Here is a 21845-nt window from a genome sequence, read left to right on the forward strand (position 1 = left end):
ACCGACATGCGTAAGGGGCTCCGGCTATAGCCGGAGCCCCTTACGCATGTCGGTCAGCGTGCGGTATCAGCCGCCGAACTCCTCCAGGCCCTTCAGGGCCTGGTCCAGCAGCGCCCTGCGGCCCTCGAGCTCCTTGGAGAGCTTGTCCGCCTTGGCGTCATTGCCCGCCGCGCGCGCCTTGTCGACCTGCTCCTGCAGCTTGTCGACCGCCGACTGCAGCTGGCCCGTCAGGCCGGCCGCACGGGCCCGCGCCTCGGGGTTCGTACGCCGCCACTCGGCCTCCTCGGCCTCCTGGATGGCGCGCTCGACCGCGTGCACCCTGCCCTCGATCTTCGGCCGGGCGTCGCGCGGCACATGGCCGATGGCCTCCCAGCGCTCGTTGATCGACCGGAACGCGGCCCGCGCCGACTTCAGGTCCGCGATCGGGAGCAGCTTCTCGGCCTCGATGACCAGCTGCTCCTTCAGCGTGAGGTTGCCCTGCTGCTCGGCGTCCCGCTCCGCGAACACCTCGCTGCGCGCCTGGAAGAAGACGTCCTGGGCGCCCCGGAAACGGGTCCACAGCTCGTCCTCCGCCTCGCGCTGTGCGCGGCCGGCGGCCTTCCACTCGGTCATCAGGTCGCGGTAGCGGGCGGCCGTCGGGCCCCAGTCCGTGGACCCGGCGAGCGCCTCGGCCTCGGCGACCAGCCTCTCCTTGGTCTTACGGGCCTCCTCGCGCTGCGCGTCCAGCGAGGCGAAGTGCGCCTTGCGCCGCTTGGAGAACGCCGAGCGGGCGTGCGAGAAGCGGTGCCACAGCTCGTCGTCCGTCTTGCGGTCCAGCCGGGGCAGGCCCTTCCAGGTGTCGACCAGGGAGCGCAGCCGCTCGCCGGCCGACCGCCACTGCTCGCTCGCCGCCAGCTCCTCGGCCTCGGCGACCAGCGCCTCCTTGGCCGTACGGGCCTCATCGGACTGCTTGGCCTTGGCCGCCTTGCGCTCCTCGCGGCGCGATTCGACGGTGGAGACCAGCTTGTCCAGCCGCTCCCGCAGCGCGGCCAGATCGCCCACCGCATGGTGCTCGTCGACCTGGGTGCGCAGGTGGTCGATCGCGGTCATCGCGTCCTTGGCCGACAGGTCGGTCGTCCTGACCCGCCGCTCGAGGAGGCCGATCTCCACGACCAGGCCCTCGTACTTGCGCTCGAAGTAAGCCAGAGCCTCCTCGGGAGACCCCGCTTGCCACGAGCCGACGACCTGCTCTCCGTCGGCGGTACGCACGTACACGGTCCCCGTCTCATCGACGCGGCCCCACGGGTCGCTGCTCACAGCGCCTCCTCCACATGATGCCGGGCCGGTGTGCGGCCCGCGCATCGTCCACAGTTGTTCCGGGCAGGGCCGCGCCCTGGCCGGTCCGACGGCTTGATCATCCGGGTGCTTACAGCCGTCGGAGCAGGCACCCTACACAACGCCAACATAGGCGAACGGCGGCCCGGCTGTCCGTATCCCGCGCGACCGAAATTTCGCCGTCCGGGCGTCAGTTTCTGGTCACCGCCGCCTTGTCGATCACCACGGTGGCGTTGGGGGCCCCGTCGCCCGCCCCACTGTTTTCGCCCGCGCCGGCGATCTTCTTCAGCGTCTTCATCCCTTCGGCGCCGATGGTGCCGAAGGGCGTGTACTGCGGCGGCAGCTGGCTGTCCTGGTAGACGAGGAAGAACTGGCTGCCACCGGTGTGCGGCTGGCCGGTGTTGGCCATCGCGACGGTGCCCGCCGGATAGACATTGCCCTTGAGGCGGGAGTCCTTCAGGTTCTCGTCCGGCAGCGTGTAGCCGGGGCCGCCCTGGCCGATGCCCTTCGGGTCGCCGCACTGCAGGACATAGATGCCGCCGGTGGTGAGCCGGTGGCACTTGGAGTGGTCGAAGAACCCTTCCTTGGCCAGGAACTCGAAGGAGTTGACCGTGTGCGGGGCGTTCGCGGCGTCGAGCTTGACGTCGATCGAGCCGCACGTCGTCCTGAGGTCCATCGCGTACGACGCCGACGTCTCGACGCTCATCTCCGGTTCGGACTTCCACGTCTTGGCGGAGGGGGAGCCCGGAGCGGGCTTGGCGCACGGGTCCGGCCCCTTCTTGGGGCTCGGGGCGCTGTCCGCGGCGGTGTCGGTCTTGTCCTTCTTGTCGTCGCCGGAGAGCGCGCCCGTGGCATACGCGGTCGCACCCGCGGCCAGCACCACGGCGAGACCGGCGGCGATCACCGCGTTGCGGCGGCGGGCCTTGCGCCGCGCCGCCTCGCGGCGCTGCTGCTGCCGCTCGAACTTCTCCCGGGCGAGCTGCCGCCGCCGCTGCTCGTTATTGACCACCGGGTCCTCTTCTCGTGCCGTGACGTGCATGTCATAAGCCGTATATCGCGAGTGTGCCCGTACCGTATACGGGTTCGCCGCGGCGGGAGTGCCGCCGGTAGGCTCTGAGGCGGTCGGGTTTCCCCGCCGGGGGCTCCCGCCAGGACTCCTACCGACCGATACCGACCGATCTTTAAGGACGAACGTGCTCATTGCCGGGTTCCCCGCCGGGGCCTGGGGGACCAACTGCTACCTGGTCGCCCCTGCCGCAGGCGAGGAGTGCGTGATCATCGACCCGGGCCACGAGGCGGCCCAGGGCGTCGAAGAAGCACTGAAGAAGCATCGGCTCAAGCCCGTCGCCGTCGTCCTCACCCACGGCCACCTCGACCACGTCGCCTCGGTCGTCCCGGTGTGCGGCGCCCATGACGTCCCGGCCTGGATCCACCCCGCCGACCGCTACATGATGAGCGACCCGGAGAGGGCGCTCGGCCGCTCCATCGGGCAGCAGCTCATGGGCGAGCTCACCATCGGCGAGCCGGACGACGTCAAGGAGCTGACCGACGGCAGCCGGCTCGACCTCGCGGGGCTGGAGTTCACCGTCGCGCACGCGCCCGGCCATACCAAGGGGTCGGTGACCTTCCGGATGCCCGAGGCCTCCGACGTCCCGTCGGTGTTCTTCTCGGGCGACCTGTTGTTCGCCGGCTCCATCGGACGCACCGACCTGCCCGGCGGTGACCACACCGAGATGCTCCAGTCGCTGGCCCGCGTGTGCCTGCCCCTGGACGACTCGACCGTGGTGCTGTCCGGCCACGGCCCCCAGACGACCATCGGCCACGAGCGCGCCACCAACCCGTACCTGCGGGAAGTGGCACAGACGCCGTTCGGCCACGGAGGCGGCACCGCCGCCCCGCGACGAGGAATGTGACGAGAGCTTCCGTGAGCACCTTCAAGGCCCCCAAGGGCACCTACGACCTGACCCCGCCCGACTCGGCCGTCTACCTCGCCGTGCGCGAGGCCATCTCCGCACCGCTCAAGCGGGCCGGCTACGGCTACATCGAGACCCCCGGCTTCGAGCAGGTCGAGCTGTTCTCCCGCGGCGTCGGCGAGTCCACCGACATCGTCACCAAGGAGATGTACACCCTCACCACGCGCGGCGGCGACGAGCTCGCCCTGCGCCCCGAGGGCACCGCCTCCGTTCTGCGCGCCGCGCTGGAGGCCAACCTCCACAAGGCCGGCAACCTCCCCGTCAAGCTCTGGTACTCCGGTTCGTACTACCGCTACGAGCGCCCGCAGGCCGGCCGCTACCGCCACTTCTCGCAGGTCGGCGCCGAGGCGATCGGCGCGGAGGACCCGGCGCTGGACGCCGAGCTGATCATCCTGGCCGTCGACGCCTACAAGTCGCTCGGCCTGACCGACTTCCGCCTGTTGCTGAACTCGCTCGGTGACAAGGAGTGCCGCCCCGCCTACCGGGCCGCCCTGCAGGACTTCCTGCGCGAGCTCGACCTGGACGAGGACACCCGCCGCCGCATCGAGATCAACCCGCTGCGCGTCCTCGACGACAAGCGCGAGGCCGTACAGAAGCAGCTCGTCGGCGCCCCCATGCTCCGCGACCACCTGTGCGAGGCGTGCAAGGAGTACCACGAGCAGGTCCGCGAACTGCTGACCGCCGCCGGCGTCGCCTTCGAGGACGACGAGAAGCTCGTGCGTGGCCTGGACTACTACACCCGCACCACCTTCGAGTTCGTCCACGGCGGCCTCGGCTCGCAGTCCGCAGTGGGCGGCGGCGGCCGCTACGACGGCCTGTCCGAGATGATCGGCGGCCCCGCGCTGCCGTCCGTGGGCTGGGCGCTCGGTGTGGACCGCACGGTGCTGGCCCTGAAGGCGGAGGGCATCGAGCTCGAACTGCCCGCCGTCACCCAGGTCTTCGCCGTGCCGCTGGGCGAGGAGGCCCGCCGGGTGCTCTTCGGCCTGGTGACCGAGCTGCGCCGGGCGGGCGTCGCGACGGACTTCGCCTTCGGCGGGAAGGGCCTGAAGAACGCCATGAAGTCGGCCAACCGCTCAGGTGCGCGCTTCGCGCTCGTGGCGGGCGAGCGGGACCTGGCCGAGGGCGTCGTGCAGCTCAAGGACCTGGAGAGCGGCGAGCAGAAGGCCGTCCCGTTCGACACCGTGGTGAGTGAACTGCTGGCCGCTCAGGGCTGATTACTGGCCGCTCAGGGCTGATGAAAAGGGCCTTGGTGCAGAATGGGCGGCAACCGCCTACTGATGGGATCGACGGCGCTATGACGACTTCGGCACTTGACCGTTCCGACACCGATGGTGCGGAGCGGGACGGCCCTGCCACCGGTGCGGTGGGCGGCGGCCGTGCGTTTGCGTTGCTGCTCGTGATCACCGGAGCGATGGGGCTGCTGGCGTCCTGGGTCATCACGCTCGACAAGTTCAAGCTGCTGGAAGACCCGAACTTCGTGCCGGGCTGCAGCCTGAACCCCATCGTCTCCTGCGGCAACATCATGAAGAGCGAGCAGGCCCACGCCTTCGGGTTCCCCAACCCGATGCTGGGCCTGGCCACCTACAGCGTGATCATCGCCATCGGCCTCGGGCTGCTCGGCGGGGCCCGCTTCCCCCGCTGGTACTGGCTGGGCATGGAGGCCGGCTGCCTCTTCGGGGTCGGCTTCGTCACGTGGCTGCAGTACGAGTCGCTGTACGTCATCGGGTCGCTGTGCCTGTGGTGCTGCCTGGCCTGGGTCGCCACGATCGTCATGTTCTGGTACGTGACCGTGCAGAACCTCCGCCACGGCTTCATCCCCGCCCCGGAGGGGCTCAAGCGGGGCCTGCTGGAGTTCCACTGGGTGGTGCCGGTGCTGTGGATCGGCGTGATCGGCATGCTGATCCTCACCAAGTGGTGGTGGTTCTGGACGGGCAGCACGGCCTGACCGCCGCCCCGCTCCGATCACCAACGCCGCCGGACCACAAGGTCCGGCGGCGTTGTCAGTGGCGTGGCATAGGGTTCCGAGCGTGGAGCCCGACCTGTTCACCGCAGCCGCAGAGGACCGCCAGCAGAAGGACCCGGCCGGCAGTCCTCTGGCCGTCCGTATGCGCCCCCGCACCCTCGACGAGGTGGTCGGCCAGGGCCATCTGCTCAAGCAGGGCAGCCCGCTGCGCCGACTGGTGGGGGAGGGCAGCGGCGGTCCCGCCGGCCCCTCCTCGGTGATCCTCTGGGGCCCGCCGGGCATCGGCAAGACGACGCTCGCCTATGTGGTCAGCCAGGCCACCAACAAGCGCTTCGTCGAGCTGTCCGCGATCACCGCGGGCGTCAAGGAGGTACGGGCCGTCATCGACGGCGCCCGCCGCGCCTCGGGTGGCTACGGCAAGGAGACCGTCCTCTTCCTGGACGAGATCCACCGCTTCAGCAAGGCCCAGCAGGACTCCCTGCTGCCCGCCGTCGAGAACCGCTGGGTCACCCTCATCGCGGCCACGACGGAGAATCCCTACTTCTCGATCATCTCCCCGCTGCTCTCCCGCTCCCTGCTGCTGACCCTGCAGGCCCTGACGGATGACGACCTGCGCGCGCTCATCCGCCGGGCCCTGACCGACGAGCGGGGGCTCGGCGGTGCGGTGACCCTGACCGAGGACGCCGAGGCGCATCTGCTGCGCATCGCCGGCGGCGATGCCCGCCGCGCGCTGACGGCGCTGGAGGCAGGGGCCGGCTCGGCGATCGCCAAGGGCGAGGACGGGATCAGCCTGGAGACGCTGGAGGGCGCCGTCGACCGGGCCGCGGTGAAGTACGACCGCGACGGCGACCAGCACTACGACGTCGCCAGCGCGCTCATCAAGTCCATCCGCGGCTCCGACGTCGACGCGACGCTGCACTACCTGGCCCGGATGATCGAAGCGGGAGAGGACCCGCGGTTCATCGCGCGCCGGCTGATGATCTCGGCGAGCGAGGACATCGGCCTGGCCGACCCCACGGCCCTGCAGACGGCGGTCGCCGGCGCGCAGGCCGTCGCGATGATCGGTTTCCCCGAGGCGCGGATCACGCTGAGCCAGGTCGCGGTGGCGCTGGCGCTGGCCCCGAAGTCCAACGCCGCGTATCTGGCGATCGACGCGGCCCTGGCGGACGTCCGCGCGGGCCTGGCCGGGCCGGTCCCGGCGCATCTGCGGGACAGCCACTACAAGGGCGCCCAGAAGCTGGGCCACGGGCAGGGGTACACCTACCCGCACGACGTGCCGGGCGGCATCGCGGCGCAGCAGTACGCGCCGGACGCGGTGCATGGAAAGCGGTACTACGAGCCGACGCGGTACGGGGCGGAGGCGCGGTACGCGGATGTGGTGGAGCGGGTGCGTTCGCGTCTGCGGGGTGAGCAGCCGCCGTCTGCGGAGTAGGACCGCACCGCAACCGGGGCTCCGCCCCGGACCCCGGTCCTCAATCGCCGGACGGGCTGCTGTGCTGTGTCCTCAAACGCCGGACTGGCTGACATTCAGCCCGTCCGGCGTTTGAGGACTCGGTCAGTGCCCCGCGGCTTCGAACAAGGTGTGCATCGCCGTGCGAAGCTCCGCGACGTCGCGCACCGGTTCCGGGAACTCGAAGCGTGCGTCGAAGGAGCGGTCGGCCGCCGTGCCGCCCCCGTGGCGGCGTGTGAAGCGCACCCGCAGTCCGAAGCGGTCAAGGGCCACCGGCACCGCCGAGGCGTAAGTGTCCCAGGCGGCGCTCTCGCGGTCGCCGAGCAGCGTGCACAGGCCGCGCACCTGGTCGCCGTGGCCGGAGGCCAGGTGCTGCAGCAGTTCCGCCTCGTGCGTCACCAGGGGATCGGCGAGGGCCTTGGCGAACTGCTCCGGCTCCACGCTCTCCGCGCCCCACAGGTCGTCGACGCTCAGCTCACCCAGTTCCAGCCGCAGCAGCATCCGGCCCGGCTCGGCCACCCCGGGCACGCTCGTGAGCCAGCCGGACAGCCAGGCGCGGCCCCGGATACGGTTGGGCACCGAGACGGGCGCCACATCCGTGAGCTCCAGTACCGCCGCCAGCTCGTCGTCCTGGGCGTGCGTGGCGGCCCGTACGGCCGGGGAATCGGCGGGCAGCACCAGGAACACCTCGCCGTCCCGGCCCACGGTCCGGGCGTCCGGCATCAGCTGGTCGGGGACGGTCCCGCTCATCCCGGGAATCAGCAGTACCGCGGAGCATGTACTCTGTACGAGAGTTCGTGTGCGCTCGGCTGCTGACGGCATCCGTGCGATATCAAGTCCGCTGGGACGCGGCTGACCACGATCTGATCGGACCTCCGTCGCGTCGACGCCATCAGTAGCGTCGGCCTTCTTTGTGCTGTCCGTGATGTGACTGGTGTTCCCCGGACGAGACATGCGATCTCCTTGAGTAAGGTAAGCCTAACCTAACTTACAACGGAGGTCTGGAGAACGTGCCTAACCAGTCGCGTCCCAAGGTCAAGAAGTCTCGCGCGCTCGGCATTGCGCTGACGCCGAAGGCCGTCAAGTACTTCGAGGCCCGCCCCTACCCGCCGGGCGAGCACGGCCGTGGCCGCAAGCAGAACTCGGACTACAAGGTCCGTCTGCTCGAGAAGCAGCGTCTGCGCGCCCAGTACGACATCAGCGAGCGCCAGATGGCGCGTGCCTACGACCGCGCCAAGAAGGCCGAGGGCAAGACGGGCGAGGCGCTGGTCGTCGAGCTCGAGCGCCGCCTCGACGCGCTGGTCCTGCGTTCGGGCATCGCCCGCACCATCTACCAGGCCCGCCAGATGGTCGTCCACGGCCACATCGAGGTCAACGGTGGCAAGGTCGACAAGCCGTCCTTCCGCGTCCGTCCGAACGACGTCGTGATGGTCCGCGAGCGCAGCCGCGCCAAGCACCCCTTCCAGGTCGCCATGGCCGGTGGCTACGACACCGATGGCGAGACCCCGCGCTACCTGCAGGTCAACCTGCCGGCGCTGGCCTTCCGCCTGGACCGGGACCCGAACCGCAAGGAGATCCCCGTGATCTGCGACGAGCAGCTCGTCGTCGAGTACTACGCCCGCTGATCCGGGGGCACTCCCAGGAGAACAGTGGGGGAGTCTCACTCTCCTTCTGCCCAGCCCGTCGTCTCTCCGGCCCTCACGGCCGGCGAGCCGGCGGGCTGGCGCGTTTTCCCGGTCCGCGGATGCTCGTACATCCGTGCCGTACGGACCGGTAATGCGGTAGGGGCGCGCAGGCACGGCGCGATAAGGTCGGTACCTGTACCCGGGAAGGTGCAGACAAGCGACGACGAACCAGCTAGGGAGCGGTGCAGCGTGTCCGGTGGAGAGGTGGCCGGGATCCTCGTGGCCGTCTTCTGGGCGATCCTCGTGTCCTTCATCGCCCTCGTGCTGGTGCGGCTGGCGCAGACGCTGAAGGCGGCCACCCGGCTGGTCGCCGACGTCACCGAGCAGGCCGTGCCGCTGCTGGCCGAGGCCTCCGCCACCGTCCGCTCCGCGAACACCCAGCTCGCCCGCGTCGACTCGATCGCCGCGGACGTCCAGGAAGTCACCGCGAACGCCTCCGCGCTCTCCTCGACCGTCTCCACCGCCTTCGGCGGGCCCCTGGTGAAGGTCGCCGCGTTCGGCTACGGCGTGCGGCGCGCGATGGGCCGCAAGGCCGAGCCCGCACGGCAGGGCAGCGGGAGCGTCTTCGTCGGCAAAACCGTCGGCCAGGAGCTGCCGTCCGCCCGGCGCGGCAGCCGCCGTACCCGCAAGAAGGGTTGACCCCACAGATGTTCCGCCGCACGTTCTGGTTCACCACCGGTGTCGCAGCCGGTGTCTGGGCCACCACGAAGGTCAACCGCAAGCTCGCCAAGCTCACGCCCGAGAGCCTGGCCCTGCAGGCGGCCGACCGCGCCGTCATCGCGGGCCGCAAGGTCAAGCTCTTCGCCCTGGACGTGCGCGAGGGCATGGCACACCGTGAGGCGGCGCTCAAGGACGCGCTCGGCCTGACGGCCGTGCCGCCCGGGCCCGATCACCGTGCGCTCCCCGAACAGCGACGCCTCGTCGCTCTCGAGCAGCAGCACACCTACAACTCGTTCACCCGGAAAGAGGACCACTGATGGAGTCGGCTGAAATCCGCAGGCGCTGGCTGCGCTTCTTCGAGGAGCGTGGGCACACCGTCGTGCCGTCGGCGTCGCTCATCGCGGACGACCCGACGCTCCTGCTGGTCCCGGCGGGCATGGTCCCGTTCAAGCCGTACTTCCTCGGCGAGGTCAAGCCGCCCTTCCCGCGCGCCACCAGCGTGCAGAAGTGTGTCCGCACCCCGGACATCGAAGAGGTCGGCAAGACCACCCGGCACGGCACGTTCTTCCAGATGTGCGGCAACTTCTCCTTCGGCGATTACTTCAAGGAAGGCGCCATCAAGTACGCCTGGGAGCTGCTGACGACTCCCGTGGCGGACGGCGGCTACGGCCTGGAGCCGGAGAAGCTCTGGATCACCGTCTATCTCGACGACGACGAGGCCGAGCGCATCTGGCGCGACGTCGTCGGCGTGCCCGCCCAGCGCATCCAGCGCCTGGGCAAGAAGGAGAACTACTGGTCCATGGGCGTTCCCGGCCCGTGCGGACCGTGCTCCGAGATCAACTACGACCGTGGCCCCGAGTTCGGCATCGAGGGCGGCCCGGCCGTCAACGACGAGCGCTACGTGGAGATCTGGAACCTGGTCTTCATGCAGTACGAGCGCGGCGCCGGCGACGGGAAGGAAGACTTCCCGATCCTCGGCGACCTGCCCAGCAAGAACATCGACACCGGCCTCGGCCTCGAGCGCCTGGCGATGATCCTGCAGGGCGTGCAGAACATGTACGAGACCGACACCCTGCGTGTCGTCATCGACAAGGCCACCGAGCTGACGGACGTGCGCTACGGCGCCACCAAGGACACCGATGTCGCGCTGCGCGTGGTCGCCGACCACATGCGCACCTCCACGATGCTCATCGGCGACGGCGTGACCCCCGGCAACGAGGGCCGCGGCTACGTGCTGCGCCGCATCATGCGCCGCGCCATCCGCAACATGCGCCTGCTCGGCGCCACTGGCCCGGTCGTCGCCGAGCTGCTCGACGTCGTCATCCGCACGATGGGCCAGCAGTACCCCGAGCTGCTGAGCGACCGCAAGCGCGTCGAGACCGTCGCGCTCGCCGAGGAGGCCGCCTTCCTCAAGGCCCTCAAGGGCGGCACCAACATCCTCGACACCGCCGTGACCGAGACCAAGGCCGCCGGTGGCACGGTCCTGGCCGGCGACAAGGCGTTCCTGCTCCACGACACCTGGGGCTTCCCGATCGACCTCACCCTCGAGATGGCCGCCGAGCAGGGCCTGTCCGTGGACCAGGACGGCTTCCGCCGCCTGATGAAGGAGCAGCGCGAGCGCGCCAAGGCCGACGCCAAGGCCAAGAAGACCGGCCACGCCGACCTGTCCGCCTACCGCGAGGTCGCCGACACCGCCGGCGAGACCGACTTCACCGGCTACGCCCTGACCGAGAACGAGGCCACGATCGTCGGCCTGCTCGTCGACGGCGTCTCCTCCCCGGCCGCCTCCGAGGGCGACGAGGTCGAGGTCGTCCTGGACCGCACCCCCTTCTACGCCGAGGGCGGCGGCCAGCTCGCCGACAGCGGCCGCATCAGGCTCGACAACGGTGCCGTCATCGAGATCCGCGACGTGCAGAAGCCCGTCCCGGGCGTCAGCGTCCACAAGGGCGTCGTCCAGGTCGGTGAGGTCACCGTGGGCGCCTCCGTCCACGCCTCCATCGACGTCACGCGCCGCCGCGCCATCGCCCGTGCCCACAGCGCCACCCACCTGACCCACCAGGCGCTGCGCGACGCGCTGGGCCCGACGGCCGCCCAGGCCGGCTCGGAGAACTCTCCCGGCCGCTTCCGCTTCGACTTCGGTTCGCCGGCCGCCGTGCCCGGCTCGGTCCTCACGGACGTCGAGCAGCGGATCAACGAGGTCCTCTCCCGTGAGCTCGACGTCCACGCCGAGGTCATGAGCATCGACGAGGCCAAGAAGGCGGGTGCCATCGCCGAGTTCGGCGAGAAGTACGGCGAGCGTGTGCGCGTCGTGACCATCGGCGACTTCTCCAAGGAGCTGTGCGGCGGCACGCACGTCGCCAACACCGCCCAGCTGGGCCTGGTGAAGCTGCTCGGCGAGTCCTCGATCGGCTCCGGAGTGCGCCGCGTCGAGGCCCTGGTCGGTGCCGACGCCTACAACTTCCTGGCCAAGGAGCACACGGTCGTCGCCCAGCTCACCGAGCTGGTCAAGGGCCGTCCCGAGGAGCTCCCGGAGAAGATCTCCGGCATGCTCGCCAAGCTCAAGGACGCCGAGAAGGAGATCGAGCGCTTCCGCGCCGAGAAGGTGCTGCAGGCCGCCGCCGGCCTCGCCGAGGGCGCCAGGGACGTCCACGGCGTGGCCCTGGCCATCGGCCGGGTGCCGGACGGCACCGGCGCCGACGACCTGCGCAAGCTGGTCCTGGACGTCCGTGGCCGCATCCAGGGCGGCCGCCCGGCTGTCGTGGCCCTGTTCACCGTGGTCAACGGCCGTCCGCTGACCGTCATCGCCACCAACGAGGCCGCTCGCGAGCGCGGTCTCAAGGCCGGCGAGCTGGTGCGTACCGCCGCCAAGACCCTCGGTGGCGGAGGCGGCGGCAAGCCGGACGTCGCCCAGGGCGGCGGCCAGAACCCCGAGGCCGTCGACGAGGCCGTGGCCGCCGTCGAGCGTCTCGTGGCGGAAGCGGCCTGACCGTGCGACGAGGCAGACGTATCGCCGTGGATGTCGGGGACGCCCGGATCGGGGTCGCCTCGTGCGACCCCGACGGGATCCTCGCCACCCCGGTCGAGACCGTTCCGGGCCGCGACATCCCGCAGGCCCACAAGCGGCTCGCGGCGATCGTCGCGGAGTACGAGCCGGTCGAGGTCGTCGTCGGCCTGCCCCGCTCCCTCAAGGGGGGAGAGGGGCCGGCCGCGGCCAAGGTGCGGACCTTCGCCAGGGAGATGGCCCGCCGGATCGCTCCGGTGCCCGTCCGGCTGGTCGACGAGCGGATGACGACCGTCACGGCCGCGCAGGGACTGCGCGCCTCCGGCGTCAGCTCGAAGAAGGGCCGCTCGTTCGTCGACCAGGCGGCCGCCGTGGTGATCCTGCAGAATGCCCTGGAGATCGAGAAGGTCTCCGGGCGGCCTCCGGGCGAGGCCGTCGAAGTGGTCATCTGATCGCAATACGGTAACGTTCCGCGCGACATGGCAGCTGTTCGAATGTCTTCCGGGCAGGACCAGACATCGGACGTGTGCGCATCACCGGGCACCCAACGCTGCCGCTGTGCGGCTCTAGGGGATAGATGACTGAGTACGGCCGGGGTTCCGGCTCCCAACCGTGGCATCCCGAGGACCCCCTCTACGGGGACCAGGGATACAACGGGCAGCAGTACGCGCAGCAGCAGTCGCAGCCTCCCTATGGCCAGCAGCCCCACCCGGAGCAGCAGCAGTACGGCTGGGACCCCTCGCAGGGCGCGGGGGGTCCCGCCCCCTACGCCGCGGCGGAGCAGGGCGGCCCGTACCCCGGGCACTCCGGCACGTACGCGGGCGGCCCGTCGGACTACTACGAGTACGACACCGGCAACCACGGCTACCCGCCGCAGCAGCAGGCCCCCTACGCCGGGGAGCAGCAGCACGGGCAGCAGGACGACCGGTCCGCGCAGCCGCAGGCACCCGCACGCGAGGAGCCGCGCGAGGAGTGGCGCGAGGAGCCCGACGAGGACAAGCTCTCCCTCTTCGACGCCCCGGCCGACATCCCGTCCCAGCCGGCCGGCGACGACCCGGAGCCGCGCGAGGGGCGCGGCCGGGGCCGTGAGCGCCGCGGCAAGGGCAAGGGCCGGGAGAAGAAGAACAAGCGGCGCAGCGGCACCGCATGCCTGCTGATCGCCGTCGTGCTCGTCGGCGTCGTGGGCGGTGGCGGCTACCTCGCCTACGACTACTGGCAGACCCACTTCGGTGCCGCGCCCGACTTCGAGGGCGAGGGCACCGGCGAGGTACAGGTCGAGATCCCCAAGGCCTCGAGCCTGACCCAGATGGGCCAGGCGCTGCAGAAGGCCGGTGTGGTCAAGAGCGTCGGCGCCTTCACCGAGGCCGCGGGCAAGAGCCCCAAGGGCAAGGCCATCCAGGCCGGCACGTACACCCTGCGCAAGGAGATGTCGGGCGCGGCGGCCGTCGAGATGATGACCAACACCGCGAACTTCCTGACCATCGCCGAGGGCAGGCGGGCCGTCCAGATCTACGGCGCGATCGACGAGAAGCTCGGTCTCCAGGCGGGCACGACCAAGGACATCGCCAAGAGCCAGGCGAAGAACCTCGGGCTGCCCGAGTGGGCGAACACCGACCCGAACATCAAGGACCCTCTGGAGGGCTTCCTCTACCCGTCGCAGTACAGCGCGGGCAAGGGGACCAAGCCGGAGGCCATTCTCAAGCAGATGGTCGCGCGGGCCAAGGAGAACTACGCCAAGCAGGACCTGGAGGGCAAGGCCCGGGAGCTGGGCCTGAAGTCCCCGCTGCAGCTGATCACCGTGGCGAGCCTGGTCAACGCGGAGGGCATGACGCACGACGACTTCCGCAAGATGTCGCGGGTCGTCTACAACCGCCTCAAGCCCACCAACACCGAGACGAACGGCAAGCTGGAGTTCGACTCGACGTACAACTACCTGAAGAACCAGAGCAAGCTGGACCTGAGCCCCAAGCAGATCCGCGCCTACGACGACCGGTACAACACGTACTTCTACAAGGGTCTGCCTCCCGGCCCCATCGGCAACCCCGGTGAGCAGGCGCTCAAGGCGGCGATGGATCCCGAGCAGGGCGACTGGTACTACTTCGTCTCCATCAACGAGAAGACGACGTTCACCAAGAACCTGCAGGAGCACCAGAAGCTCGTGGACGAGTTCAACAAGAGCCGGAAGACGCAGTGAGTCGGGTGAGGGAGGGCCGCCACCGCGCGGCCGTGCTCGGTTCGCCGATCGCCCACTCGCTGTCCCCGGTGCTGCACCGGGCGGCCTACGCGGAGCTCGGCCTGCGGGAGTGGACGTACGACCGGTTCGAGGTCGACGAGGCGGCCCTGCCCGCCTTCCTGGACGGCCTCGACGACACCTGGGCCGGGCTCTCGCTGACCATGCCGCTCAAGCGGGCGGTGATCCCGCTGCTGGACTCCGTCAGCGCCACCGCGGAGTCCGTCGGGGCCGTCAACACCGTCGTCCTGACCGGCGACGGCCGCCGCGTCGGCGACAACACCGACATCCCCGGCATCGCGGCGGCCCTGCGGGAACGCGGCGTCGAGAAGGTGGACTCCGCCGCCGTCCTCGGCGCCGGAGCCACCGCCTCGTCGGCGCTCGCGGCCCTCGCCAGGATCTGCACCGGCGAGGTCACCGCCTACGTCCGCAGCGCCGGGCGCGCCGCCGAGATGCGGCAGTGGGGGGAGCGCCTCGGGGTGGCCGTACGCACCGCCGACTGGTCGCGGGCCGCCGAGGCCCTCGCCGCGCCGCTGGTCGTCGCCACCACCCCGGCCGGGGCCACCGACGGCCTCGCGGGCGCGGTGCCCGCACGCCCGGGCACGCTCTTCGACGTCCTCTACGAGCCCTGGCCGACCCCGCTGGCCGCCGCCTGGGCGGAGCGCGGTGGCACGGTCCTGGGCGGCCTGGACCTGCTGGTGCACCAGGCGGTGCTCCAGGTCGAGCAGATGACCGGCCGCACGCCCGCCCCGCTGGCCGCCATGCGCGCCGCGGGCGAGGCGGCGCTGGCGGCGCGCAGCGCGTGACCTGCTGCCGCTGTCCGCGTTGAATCGGATGGCAGGTATTTCTCCGCGGCTGCGGAGGTGAGCCTCCGTAATTCTGGATGCCGGCGAGGTCGGCTTGGTGCTCCCCGCACTCGCGGGGATGGGGCGGCCGCGTAGCGCGCCGCCCCGCCGCCTCTCACGGACACGTCCGAACCGTGGACCTCACGCCTGGACCCGCCCTGGCTCATGGGAGGATCGAAGCAGCATTTCGCATGGCCCAGGCACTGAGGAGCACCGTTGAGCAGGTTGCGCTGGCTGACCGCGGGGGAGTCGCACGGCCCCGCACTCGTGGCGACGCTGGAGGGTCTTCCCGCCGGCGTGCCGATCACCACCGAGATGGTGGCGGACCACCTGGCCCGGCGACGCCTCGGTTATGGGCGCGGCGCGCGCATGAAGTTCGAGCGCGACCAGGTCACCTTCCTCGGCGGTGTCCGCCACGGCCTGTCCATGGGCTCCCCGGTCGCGGTCATGATCGGCAACACCGAGTGGCCCAAATGGGAAAAGGTCATGGCGGCCGACCCCGTGGACCCCGCCGAGCTGGCCGAGCTGGCCCGCAACGCCCCGCTGACCCGGCCCCGCCCCGGCCACGCCGACCTGGCGGGCATGCAGAAGTATGGCGTGGCCGATGCCCGGCCGATCCTCGAGCGCGCCTCCGCCCGCGAGACCGCCGCCCGCGTCGCCCTCGGTGCCGTCGCCCGCTCCTTCCTCAAGGAGACGGCCGGCATCGAGATCGTCTCGCACGTGGTGGAGCTGGCGGGGGCCAAGGCCCCCTACGGCGTCCTGCCCCGGCCCTCCGACGTCGAGAAGCTGGACGCCGACCCGGTGCGCTGCCTGGACGCGGACGCGAGCAAGGCGATGGTCGGCGAGATCGACCAGGCGCACAAGGACGGCGACACCCTCGGCGGCGTCGTCGAGGTCCTCGCCTACGGCGTACCGGTGGGCCTGGGCTCGCACGTCCACTGGGACCGCCGCCTGGACGCCCGCCTGGCCGCCGCCCTGATGGGCATTCAGGCCATCAAGGGCGTCGAGGTCGGCGACGGCTTCGAGCTGGCCCGGGTGCCCGGCTCCAAGGCGCACGACGAGATCGTGGCGACCGAGGACGGCATCCGCCGCACCTCCGGCCGCTCCGGCGGCACCGAGGGCGGCCTGACGACGGGCGAGCTGCTGCGCGTACGGGCGGCCATGAAGCCCATCGCCACCGTGCCCCGCGCGCTGGCCACCGTCGACGTCGCCACCGGCGAGGCGGCCCAGGCGCACCACCAGCGCTCCGACGTGTGCGCGGTCCCGGCCGCCGGCATCGTGGCCGAGGCCATGGTGGCCCTGGTCCTGGCGGACGCGGTCGTGGAGAAGTTCGGCGGCGACAGCGTCACCGAGACCCGCCGCAACGTCCAGGGCTACCTCGACAACCTGGCCATCAAGTGACACCACCCGTCATGCCCGTAGCCGTCCTGGTGGGCCCGCCCGGAGCGGGCAAGTCCACCATCGGTGCCCTGCTCGCCGAGCGGCTGGGCACCGGCTACCGGGACACCGACGCCGACATCGAGCAGGTGGCCGGCAAGCCCATTCCGGAGATCTTCATCGACGAGGGCGAGCCGCACTTCCGCGAGCTGGAGCGGCAGGCCGTGGCCGCCGCCGTGGCCGAGCATCCCGGGGTGCTCGCCCTCGGCGGCGGCGCCGTCCTGGACCCGGGCACGCGCGCCCTGCTCAGGGACCTGCCCGTGGTCTTCCTCGACGTCGAGCTCGCCGACGCCGTCCGCCGGGTGGGCCTCGACGCCCCGCGCCCGCTGCTCGCCGTCAACCCCCGCAAGCGGTGGCGCGAGCTGATGGAGGCGCGCCGCCCGCTCTACACCGAGGTCGCCCGCGCCGTCGTCGGCACCGGCGGCCGCACCCCGGCCCAGGTAGCCGACGCCGTGATGGAGGCGCTCGAGCTGCCCCGGGCCCACACACCGGACACCACGCAGTGAGGAACGCATGACCGACGCACCCACCCGTATCCAGGTCGCCGGCAGTGCCGGCACCGCGCCGTACGAGGTCCTGGTCGGGCGCCGGCTGCTGGGCGAGCTGCCCGGCCTGATCGGCGCCCAGGCCAAGCGCGTGGCCGTGCTGCATCCCGAGGCGCTCGCCGAGACCGGCGAGGTGCTCCGCCAGGACCTCGCCGAGCAGGGCTACGAGGCCATCGCGATCCAGCTGCCCAACGCCGAGGAGTCCAAGACCGTCGAGGTCGCCGCCTACTGCTGGAAGGCGCTGGGGCAGACCAACTTCACCCGCACCGACGTCATCGTCGGCGTCGGCGGCGGCGCCACCACCGACCTGGCCGGGTTCGTGGCCGCCACCTGGCTGCGCGGGGTGCGCTGGATCGCGGTGCCCACCACCGTGCTCGGCATGGTCGACGCGGCCGTCGGCGGCAAGACGGGCATCAACACCGCCGAGGGCAAGAACCTCGTCGGCGCCTTCCACCCGCCGGCCGCCGTCCTGTGCGACCTGGCCGCGCTGGAGTCACTGCCGGTCCACGACTACGTCAGCGGGCTCGCCGAGATCATCAAGGCGGGGTTCATCGCCGACCCGGCGATCCTCGACCTCATCGAGGCCGACCCCGAGGCCGCCCGCACGCCCCAGGGCCCGCACACCGCCGAGCTGATCGAGCGCTCGATCCGGGTCAAGGCCGACGTCGTCTCCTCGGACCTGAAGGAGTCGGGCCTGCGCGAGATCCTCAACTACGGGCACACCCTCGCCCACGCCATCGAGAAGAACGAGCGCTACAACTGGCGGCACGGCGCGGCGGTCTCCGTCGGCATGGTCTTCGCCGCCGAGCTCGGCCGGATCGCGGGCCGCCTGGACGACGCGACCGCCGACCGGCACCGGGAGGTCCTCACCTCCGTGGGCCTGCCCGTCACCTACCGGGGTGACCAGTGGCCCAAGCTGCTGGAGACCATGAAGGTCGACAAGAAGACCCGCGGCGACCGGCTGCGCTTCATCGTCCTGGACGGCCTGGCCAGGCCCACGGTCCTGGAGGGACCGGACCCGGCGATGCTGCTGGCCGCACACGCCGAGATCGCGGCGTGAGCGGCGTGAGCCGCCGGGTCCTGGTCCTCAACGGGCCCAACCTCGGCCGGCTGGGCTCCCGCGAGCCGGACGTGTACGGCTCGACCTCCTACAAGGGGCTGGTCGAGGAGTGCGGCAGGCTCGGCGCGGAGCTCGGCTTCGACGTGGAGGTGCGGGAGACCAACGACGAGGGCGAACTGGTCCGCTGGCTGCACGAGGCCGCCGACGGCTCGGTGCCCGTCGTCATCAACCCCGGCGCGTTCACGCACTACTCGTACGCCATGCGCGACGCCGCCTCGCAGCGCACCGCGCCGCTGATCGAGGTGCACATCTCCAACCCGTACGCCCGGGAGGAGTTCCGTCACACCTCCGTCATCGCGGCGGTCGCCAGCGGCACGGTCGCCGGGTTCGGCATCGGCTCGTACCGGCTGGCGCTGCGGGCGTTGGCGGAGGAACTCGGGGGCTGACGGGGCCGTTCCCACGGTGGGGATCGGAGAGCTTACTCTTTCCCCTGACCCGCCCCTACCCGAAGCCGGGGGCAAGCCCCCGGACCCCCGGACCGCGCTGCGCGCGGTGTCCTCAAACTCCCCCAGCTACCGCTGGGAGGTGCCCCCAGACGGGCTGAAATTCAGCCCGTCCGGCGTTTGAGGACCGGGGTCCGGGGCGGAGCCCCGGTTTCGGGAAGGGGCGGGCCAGGGGAAGAACACCGCCCCTACCAGCCGCCCGTACGAGACGGAGTGCCACCGGATGCAGTACCCCGTGGGGCCGCCAACGCACCCCCCGATGCCGGCAGTGCCGCCGCCCCCGCCCGGCCAGGACGCGGCCACCGGGCACTTCCCGCCGGCGGGAGCGGCCCACACCGCCGCCGTCGCGGTGCTCCTGATCGGCCCGGCCGGCGCCGGCAAGACGACGGTCGCCCGGCACTGGGCGGACACCCGCCGGGTGCCCACCGCGCACATCAGCCTGGACGACGTCCGCGAGTGGGTGCGGTCCGGTTTCGCCGACCCGCAGTCCGGCTGGAACGACCACTCCGAGGCGCAGTACCGCCTGGCCCGCCGCACCTGCGGCTTCGCCGCCCGCAACTTCCTCGCCAACGGCATCTCGTGCATCCTCGACGACGCCGTCTTCCCCGACCGGCCCGTCGTCGGCCTCGGCGGCTGGAAGCGGCACGTGGGCCCCGGGCTGCTGCCCGTCGTGCTGCTGCCGGGCCTGGAGGTCGTCCTGGAGCGCAACGCCGAGCGGAGCGGCAACCGCCGCCTCAGCGACGAGGAGGTCGCCCGCATCCACGGCCGCATGGCGGGCTGGTACGGCTCAGGGCTGCCCATCATCGACAACTCCCAGCAGGACGTCGCCACCACCGCCCGGCTCCTCGACGAGGTCGTGGCCCGCTCCCTGACCGCGCGGTAGCGGCCCTTCCCGCCCCGGGAACGCCCGGTCGGAGGCGCTGGAAAGGCCGGAATCCGCCGCCGAACGTACGCTCGGAAGCATGTCCGAGGTGTACGCGGCACGACGCTCGCGGCTGCGCGAGCGGTGCGAGGCGGGCGGCAGTGACGCCGCCCTGGTCTCCGGCGGAGCCAATGTGCGGTATCTGGTGGGCGGCGCGCCGGCCGGGGCGGCGCTGCTCCTCGGGCCGGACCGGGACGTCCTGGTGTGCGCCACCGACCCCTTCGCGGACGTCACGGGCGCCAGCCGGCCCGCCGACGACCTGCCCGTCCTCGTCCTGCCGACGCCCGAGGGCGACCCGGCCGTCGCGGGCGCCGAGCGGGCCGCCGAGGCCGGGGCGCGCTCGCTCGCCCTGGAGGAGCACCATCTGACCGTGGCCCGGCACCGGGCCGTGGGCTCGGTCGCGCCCCGGCTGCTGCTGAACGATCTCGGCACGGCCGTGGAACAGCAGCGGATCGTCAAGGACGACGAGGAGATCTCCTCGCTCCGGATCGCCGCCGAGATCGCCGACCAGGCCCTGGGCGAGCTGCTGGAGTCCATCCTCGTCGGGCGGACCGAGCGTCATCTCGCGCTGGAACTGGAGCGCCGGCTGATCGACCACGGGGCGGACGGGGCGGCCTTCCCCACGTCCGTGGGCGCCGGGCCGAACTCGGGGCTGACGGGTCACGTGCCGAGCGACCGCAGGGTGGAGGAGGGTGATTTCCTCAGTGTCTGCCTGGGCGCCGACTATCGTGGCTACCGCAGCGAGATCGCTCGTACCTTCGTCATCGGGACTTCTCCCGCGGACTGGCAGATCGAGCTGTACGAGCAGGTCTTCGCCGCTCAGCGGGCGGGCCGTGAGGCGCTCGCGCCGGGCGCGGAGTACCGCGATGTGGACCGCGCGGCGCGGGTCGTGCTGGAGGCCGCGGGCCACGGTGAGCGGGTCGGACCGCGCATCGGACACGGCGTCGGACTCGAAAACGACGAGGACCCGAGGCTGGCGCCCTCGGCCATGGGTAAACTGGACGCTTGCGTGCCGGTCACCGTAGATCCGGGAGTACACCTCCCGGGGCGGGGCGGCGTCCGGATCGATGACACGCTCGTCGTCCGCCCCGAGGCGGACGGCGGACCCGAGCTACTCACCATTACGACCAAAGAGCTGCTCGCGCTCTAGCCGGCGCACCGCACTTTCTGGTTCCACCAGTCGCAGTCTCAGGAGATACCGCAACCGTGGCATCCACGAACGACCTCAAGAACGGCATGGTGCTCAAGCTCGAAGGCGGCCAGCTCTGGTCCGTCGTCGAGTTCCAGCACGTCAAGCCCGGCAAGGGCCCCGCCTTCGTCCGTACGAAGCTGAAGAACGTGCTCTCGGGCAAGGTCGTCGACAAGACCTTCAACGCGGGCGTGAAGGTCGAGACGGCCACCGTCGACAAGCGCACGATGCAGTTCTCGTACATGGACGGCGAGTACTTCGTGTTCATGGACATGGGCACGTACGACCAGCTCATGGTCGAGCGCAAGGCCGTCGGCGACGCCGCCAACTTCCTGATCGAGGGCTTCGAGGCCACCGTCGCGCAGCACGAGGGCTCCGTCCTCTACGTCGAGCTGCCGGCCGCCGTGGAGCTCGTCATCAAGCACACCGAGCCGGGTGTCCAGGGCGACCGCTCCACCGGTGGCTCCAAGCCCGCCACGCTCGAGACCGACTACGAGATCCAGGTCCCGCTCTTCATCACCACGGGTGAGAAGATCAAGGTCGACACTCGCACCGGTGATTACCTCGGTCGGGTGAACAGTTAACCGTGTCCGCCCGCAGCAAGGCCCGTAAGCGCGCCTTCCAGATCCTCTTCGAGGCCGACCAGCGCGAGAGCCCGGTGCGCGACGTCCTCGCGGACTGGGTCCGGCACGCCCGGTCGGACGACCGGCAGCCGCCGGTCAACCCGTACACGATGCAGCTGATCGAGGGCTACGCCGAGCGCGCCGCCCGTATCGACGAGCTGATCGCCACCTATGCGATCGACTGGGACCTGGACCGCATGCCGGCCGCGGACCGGAGCATCGTGCGGCTCGGCGCGTACGAGCTGATCTGGGAGGACGAGACCCCGGACGCCGTGGCGATCGACGAGGCGGTGCAGCTCGCCAAGGAGTTCTCCACCGACGACTCGCCCGCCTTTGTCAACGGCCTCCTCGGTCGTTTCAAGGAGCTCAAGCCGAGCCTTCGGCGCGAGAGCCACTAAGACGAGAACCGCCGGGGGCGGGGGGAACCCAATGGGTTCCCGATATG

General features: G+C 71.1%; 21 protein-coding genes and 1 pseudogene. 19 read left to right on the forward strand and 3 right to left on the reverse strand.

All coding sequences use genetic code 11. The features are described 5' to 3' along the window. Positions 1 to 66: 66 nt before the first annotated feature. On the reverse strand, positions 67 to 1296 hold the full coding sequence (locus AB0F13_RS27145; RefSeq protein WP_362087627.1) for a DUF349 domain-containing protein: 1230 nt from the start codon (positions 1294 to 1296) through the stop codon (positions 67 to 69). A 208-nt stretch (positions 1297 to 1504) separates the two neighbouring features. Then, on the reverse strand, positions 1505 to 2323 hold the full coding sequence (locus AB0F13_RS27150) for a peptidylprolyl isomerase (RefSeq protein WP_362087680.1): 819 nt from the start codon (positions 2321 to 2323) through the stop codon (positions 1505 to 1507). A 184-nt stretch (positions 2324 to 2507) separates the two neighbouring features. Between AB0F13_RS27150 and AB0F13_RS27155 the strand changes: the two genes are divergently transcribed. The 4 genes from AB0F13_RS27155 (at position 2508) to AB0F13_RS27170 (ending at position 6682) form a co-directional block, all read left to right on the forward strand. Beyond that, a complete protein-coding gene (locus AB0F13_RS27155; RefSeq protein ID WP_362087630.1) occupies positions 2508 to 3227 on the forward strand; it encodes an MBL fold metallo-hydrolase in 720 nt (239 codons plus the stop codon). Between the two features lie 11 nt (positions 3228 to 3238). Beyond that, the gene (gene hisS, locus AB0F13_RS27160; protein ID WP_362087633.1) at positions 3239 to 4501 is read left to right on the forward strand and encodes a histidine--tRNA ligase; all 1263 of its coding nucleotides are present in this window, start codon (positions 3239 to 3241) and stop codon (positions 4499 to 4501) included. A gap of 80 nt (positions 4502 to 4581) precedes the next feature. Further along, positions 4582 to 5232 carry a vitamin K epoxide reductase family protein gene (locus AB0F13_RS27165; protein WP_362087636.1) on the forward strand — a complete coding sequence of 217 codons (651 nt, stop codon included), beginning with the start codon at positions 4582 to 4584 and terminating at the stop codon, positions 5230 to 5232. Positions 5233 to 5314: 82 nt separating this feature from the next. Next, entirely contained in the window at positions 5315 to 6682 is a 1368-nt protein-coding gene (locus AB0F13_RS27170) for a replication-associated recombination protein A (RefSeq protein ID WP_362087639.1), read from the forward strand. Between the two features lie 123 nt (positions 6683 to 6805). Here the strand turns inward: AB0F13_RS27170 and AB0F13_RS27175 are convergent, their stop codons facing one another. Then, entirely contained in the window at positions 6806 to 7522 is a 717-nt protein-coding gene (locus tag AB0F13_RS27175; protein ID WP_362087642.1) for a DUF2470 domain-containing protein, read from the reverse strand. 188 nt (positions 7523 to 7710) lie between these two features. Here AB0F13_RS27175 and rpsD point away from each other — a divergent pair, with 188 nt between their 5' ends. The 15 genes and pseudogenes from rpsD to nusB all read left to right on the forward strand — a co-directional run bounded on the left by rpsD (position 7711) and on the right by nusB (position 21798). Then, complete coding sequence (gene rpsD / locus AB0F13_RS27180; protein WP_362087645.1) at positions 7711 to 8325, forward strand: 30S ribosomal protein S4; 615 nt, start codon at positions 7711 to 7713, stop codon at positions 8323 to 8325. Positions 8326 to 8574: 249 nt separating this feature from the next. After that, positions 8575 to 9024, forward strand: coding sequence for a DUF948 domain-containing protein (locus AB0F13_RS27185; protein WP_362087648.1), 450 nt, complete (start codon positions 8575 to 8577; stop codon positions 9022 to 9024). Positions 9025 to 9032: 8 nt separating this feature from the next. Continuing rightward, entirely contained in the window at positions 9033 to 9362 is a 330-nt protein-coding gene (locus tag AB0F13_RS27190) for a DUF6167 family protein (protein WP_362087651.1), read from the forward strand. Beyond that, positions 9362 to 12031, forward strand: coding sequence for an alanine--tRNA ligase (alaS, locus tag AB0F13_RS27195; protein WP_362087654.1), 2670 nt, complete (start codon positions 9362 to 9364; stop codon positions 12029 to 12031). The genes AB0F13_RS27190 and alaS overlap by 1 nt, the downstream gene beginning before the upstream one ends. Before the next feature lie 2 nt (positions 12032 to 12033). Then, positions 12034 to 12498, forward strand: a complete 465-nt coding sequence (ruvX, locus tag AB0F13_RS27200) for a Holliday junction resolvase RuvX (RefSeq protein ID WP_362087657.1) — start codon at positions 12034 to 12036, stop codon at positions 12496 to 12498. Between the two features lie 125 nt (positions 12499 to 12623). Further along, positions 12624 to 14240 carry an endolytic transglycosylase MltG gene (mltG, locus tag AB0F13_RS27205; protein ID WP_362087660.1) on the forward strand — a complete coding sequence of 539 codons (1617 nt, stop codon included), beginning with the start codon at positions 12624 to 12626 and terminating at the stop codon, positions 14238 to 14240. A 5-nt stretch (positions 14241 to 14245) separates the two neighbouring features. Continuing rightward, positions 14246 to 15082: a shikimate dehydrogenase gene (locus AB0F13_RS27210; RefSeq protein WP_362087683.1), complete on the forward strand. Its 837-nt coding sequence runs from the start codon at positions 14246 to 14248 to the stop codon at positions 15080 to 15082. A 255-nt stretch (positions 15083 to 15337) separates the two neighbouring features. Next, positions 15338 to 16522, forward strand: a complete 1185-nt coding sequence (gene aroC / locus AB0F13_RS27215) for a chorismate synthase (RefSeq protein ID WP_362087663.1) — start codon at positions 15338 to 15340, stop codon at positions 16520 to 16522. 11 nt (positions 16523 to 16533) lie between these two features. Beyond that, positions 16534 to 17064, forward strand: coding sequence for a shikimate kinase (locus AB0F13_RS27220; RefSeq protein ID WP_362087666.1), 531 nt, complete (start codon positions 16534 to 16536; stop codon positions 17062 to 17064). A 7-nt stretch (positions 17065 to 17071) separates the two neighbouring features. Continuing rightward, positions 17072 to 18163: a 3-dehydroquinate synthase gene (gene aroB / locus AB0F13_RS27225; RefSeq protein WP_362087668.1), complete on the forward strand. Its 1092-nt coding sequence runs from the start codon at positions 17072 to 17074 to the stop codon at positions 18161 to 18163. A 5-nt stretch (positions 18164 to 18168) separates the two neighbouring features. After that, complete coding sequence (aroQ, locus tag AB0F13_RS27230) at positions 18169 to 18609, forward strand: type II 3-dehydroquinate dehydratase (protein ID WP_362087686.1); 441 nt, start codon at positions 18169 to 18171, stop codon at positions 18607 to 18609. Between the two features lie 400 nt (positions 18610 to 19009). Beyond that, positions 19010 to 19549: pseudogene (locus AB0F13_RS27235) on the forward strand (AAA family ATPase); the annotation flags it as partial. Positions 19550 to 19628: 79 nt separating this feature from the next. After that, positions 19629 to 20738, forward strand: coding sequence for an aminopeptidase P family protein (locus AB0F13_RS27240; RefSeq protein ID WP_362087671.1), 1110 nt, complete (start codon positions 19629 to 19631; stop codon positions 20736 to 20738). 56 nt (positions 20739 to 20794) lie between these two features. Then, entirely contained in the window at positions 20795 to 21361 is a 567-nt protein-coding gene (efp, locus tag AB0F13_RS27245; protein ID WP_362087674.1) for an elongation factor P, read from the forward strand. A 2-nt stretch (positions 21362 to 21363) separates the two neighbouring features. Continuing rightward, positions 21364 to 21798, forward strand: a complete 435-nt coding sequence (gene nusB / locus AB0F13_RS27250; protein ID WP_362087677.1) for a transcription antitermination factor NusB — start codon at positions 21364 to 21366, stop codon at positions 21796 to 21798. The last annotated feature ends 47 nt before the right edge of the window (positions 21799 to 21845 follow it).

The organism is Streptomyces sp. NPDC026206 (assembly GCF_040638465.1).
GTDB lineage: Bacteria > Actinomycetota > Actinomycetes > Streptomycetales > Streptomycetaceae > Streptomyces.

Bases quoted from the DNA above. Each gene is read 5' to 3' on its own strand.
- AB0F13_RS27165 (WP_362087636.1), top strand. From the start codon at position 4,582: ATGACGACTTCGGCACTTGACCGTTCCGACACCGATGGTGCGGAGCGG.
- AB0F13_RS27190 (WP_362087651.1), top strand. From the start codon at position 9,033: ATGTTCCGCCGCACGTTCTGGTTCACCACCGGTGTCGCAGCCGGTGTC.
- aroB (WP_362087668.1), top strand. From the start codon at position 17,072: ATGACCGACGCACCCACCCGTATCCAGGTCGCCGGCAGTGCCGGCACC.
- AB0F13_RS27220 (WP_362087666.1), top strand. From the start codon at position 16,534: ATGCCCGTAGCCGTCCTGGTGGGCCCGCCCGGAGCGGGCAAGTCCACC.
- AB0F13_RS27175 (WP_362087642.1), bottom strand. From the start codon at position 7,522: ATGCCGTCAGCAGCCGAGCGCACACGAACTCTCGTACAGAGTACATGC.
- alaS (WP_362087654.1), top strand. From the start codon at position 9,362: ATGGAGTCGGCTGAAATCCGCAGGCGCTGGCTGCGCTTCTTCGAGGAG.
- mltG (WP_362087660.1), top strand. From the start codon at position 12,624: ATGACTGAGTACGGCCGGGGTTCCGGCTCCCAACCGTGGCATCCCGAG.
- AB0F13_RS27240 (WP_362087671.1), top strand. From the start codon at position 19,629: ATGTCCGAGGTGTACGCGGCACGACGCTCGCGGCTGCGCGAGCGGTGC.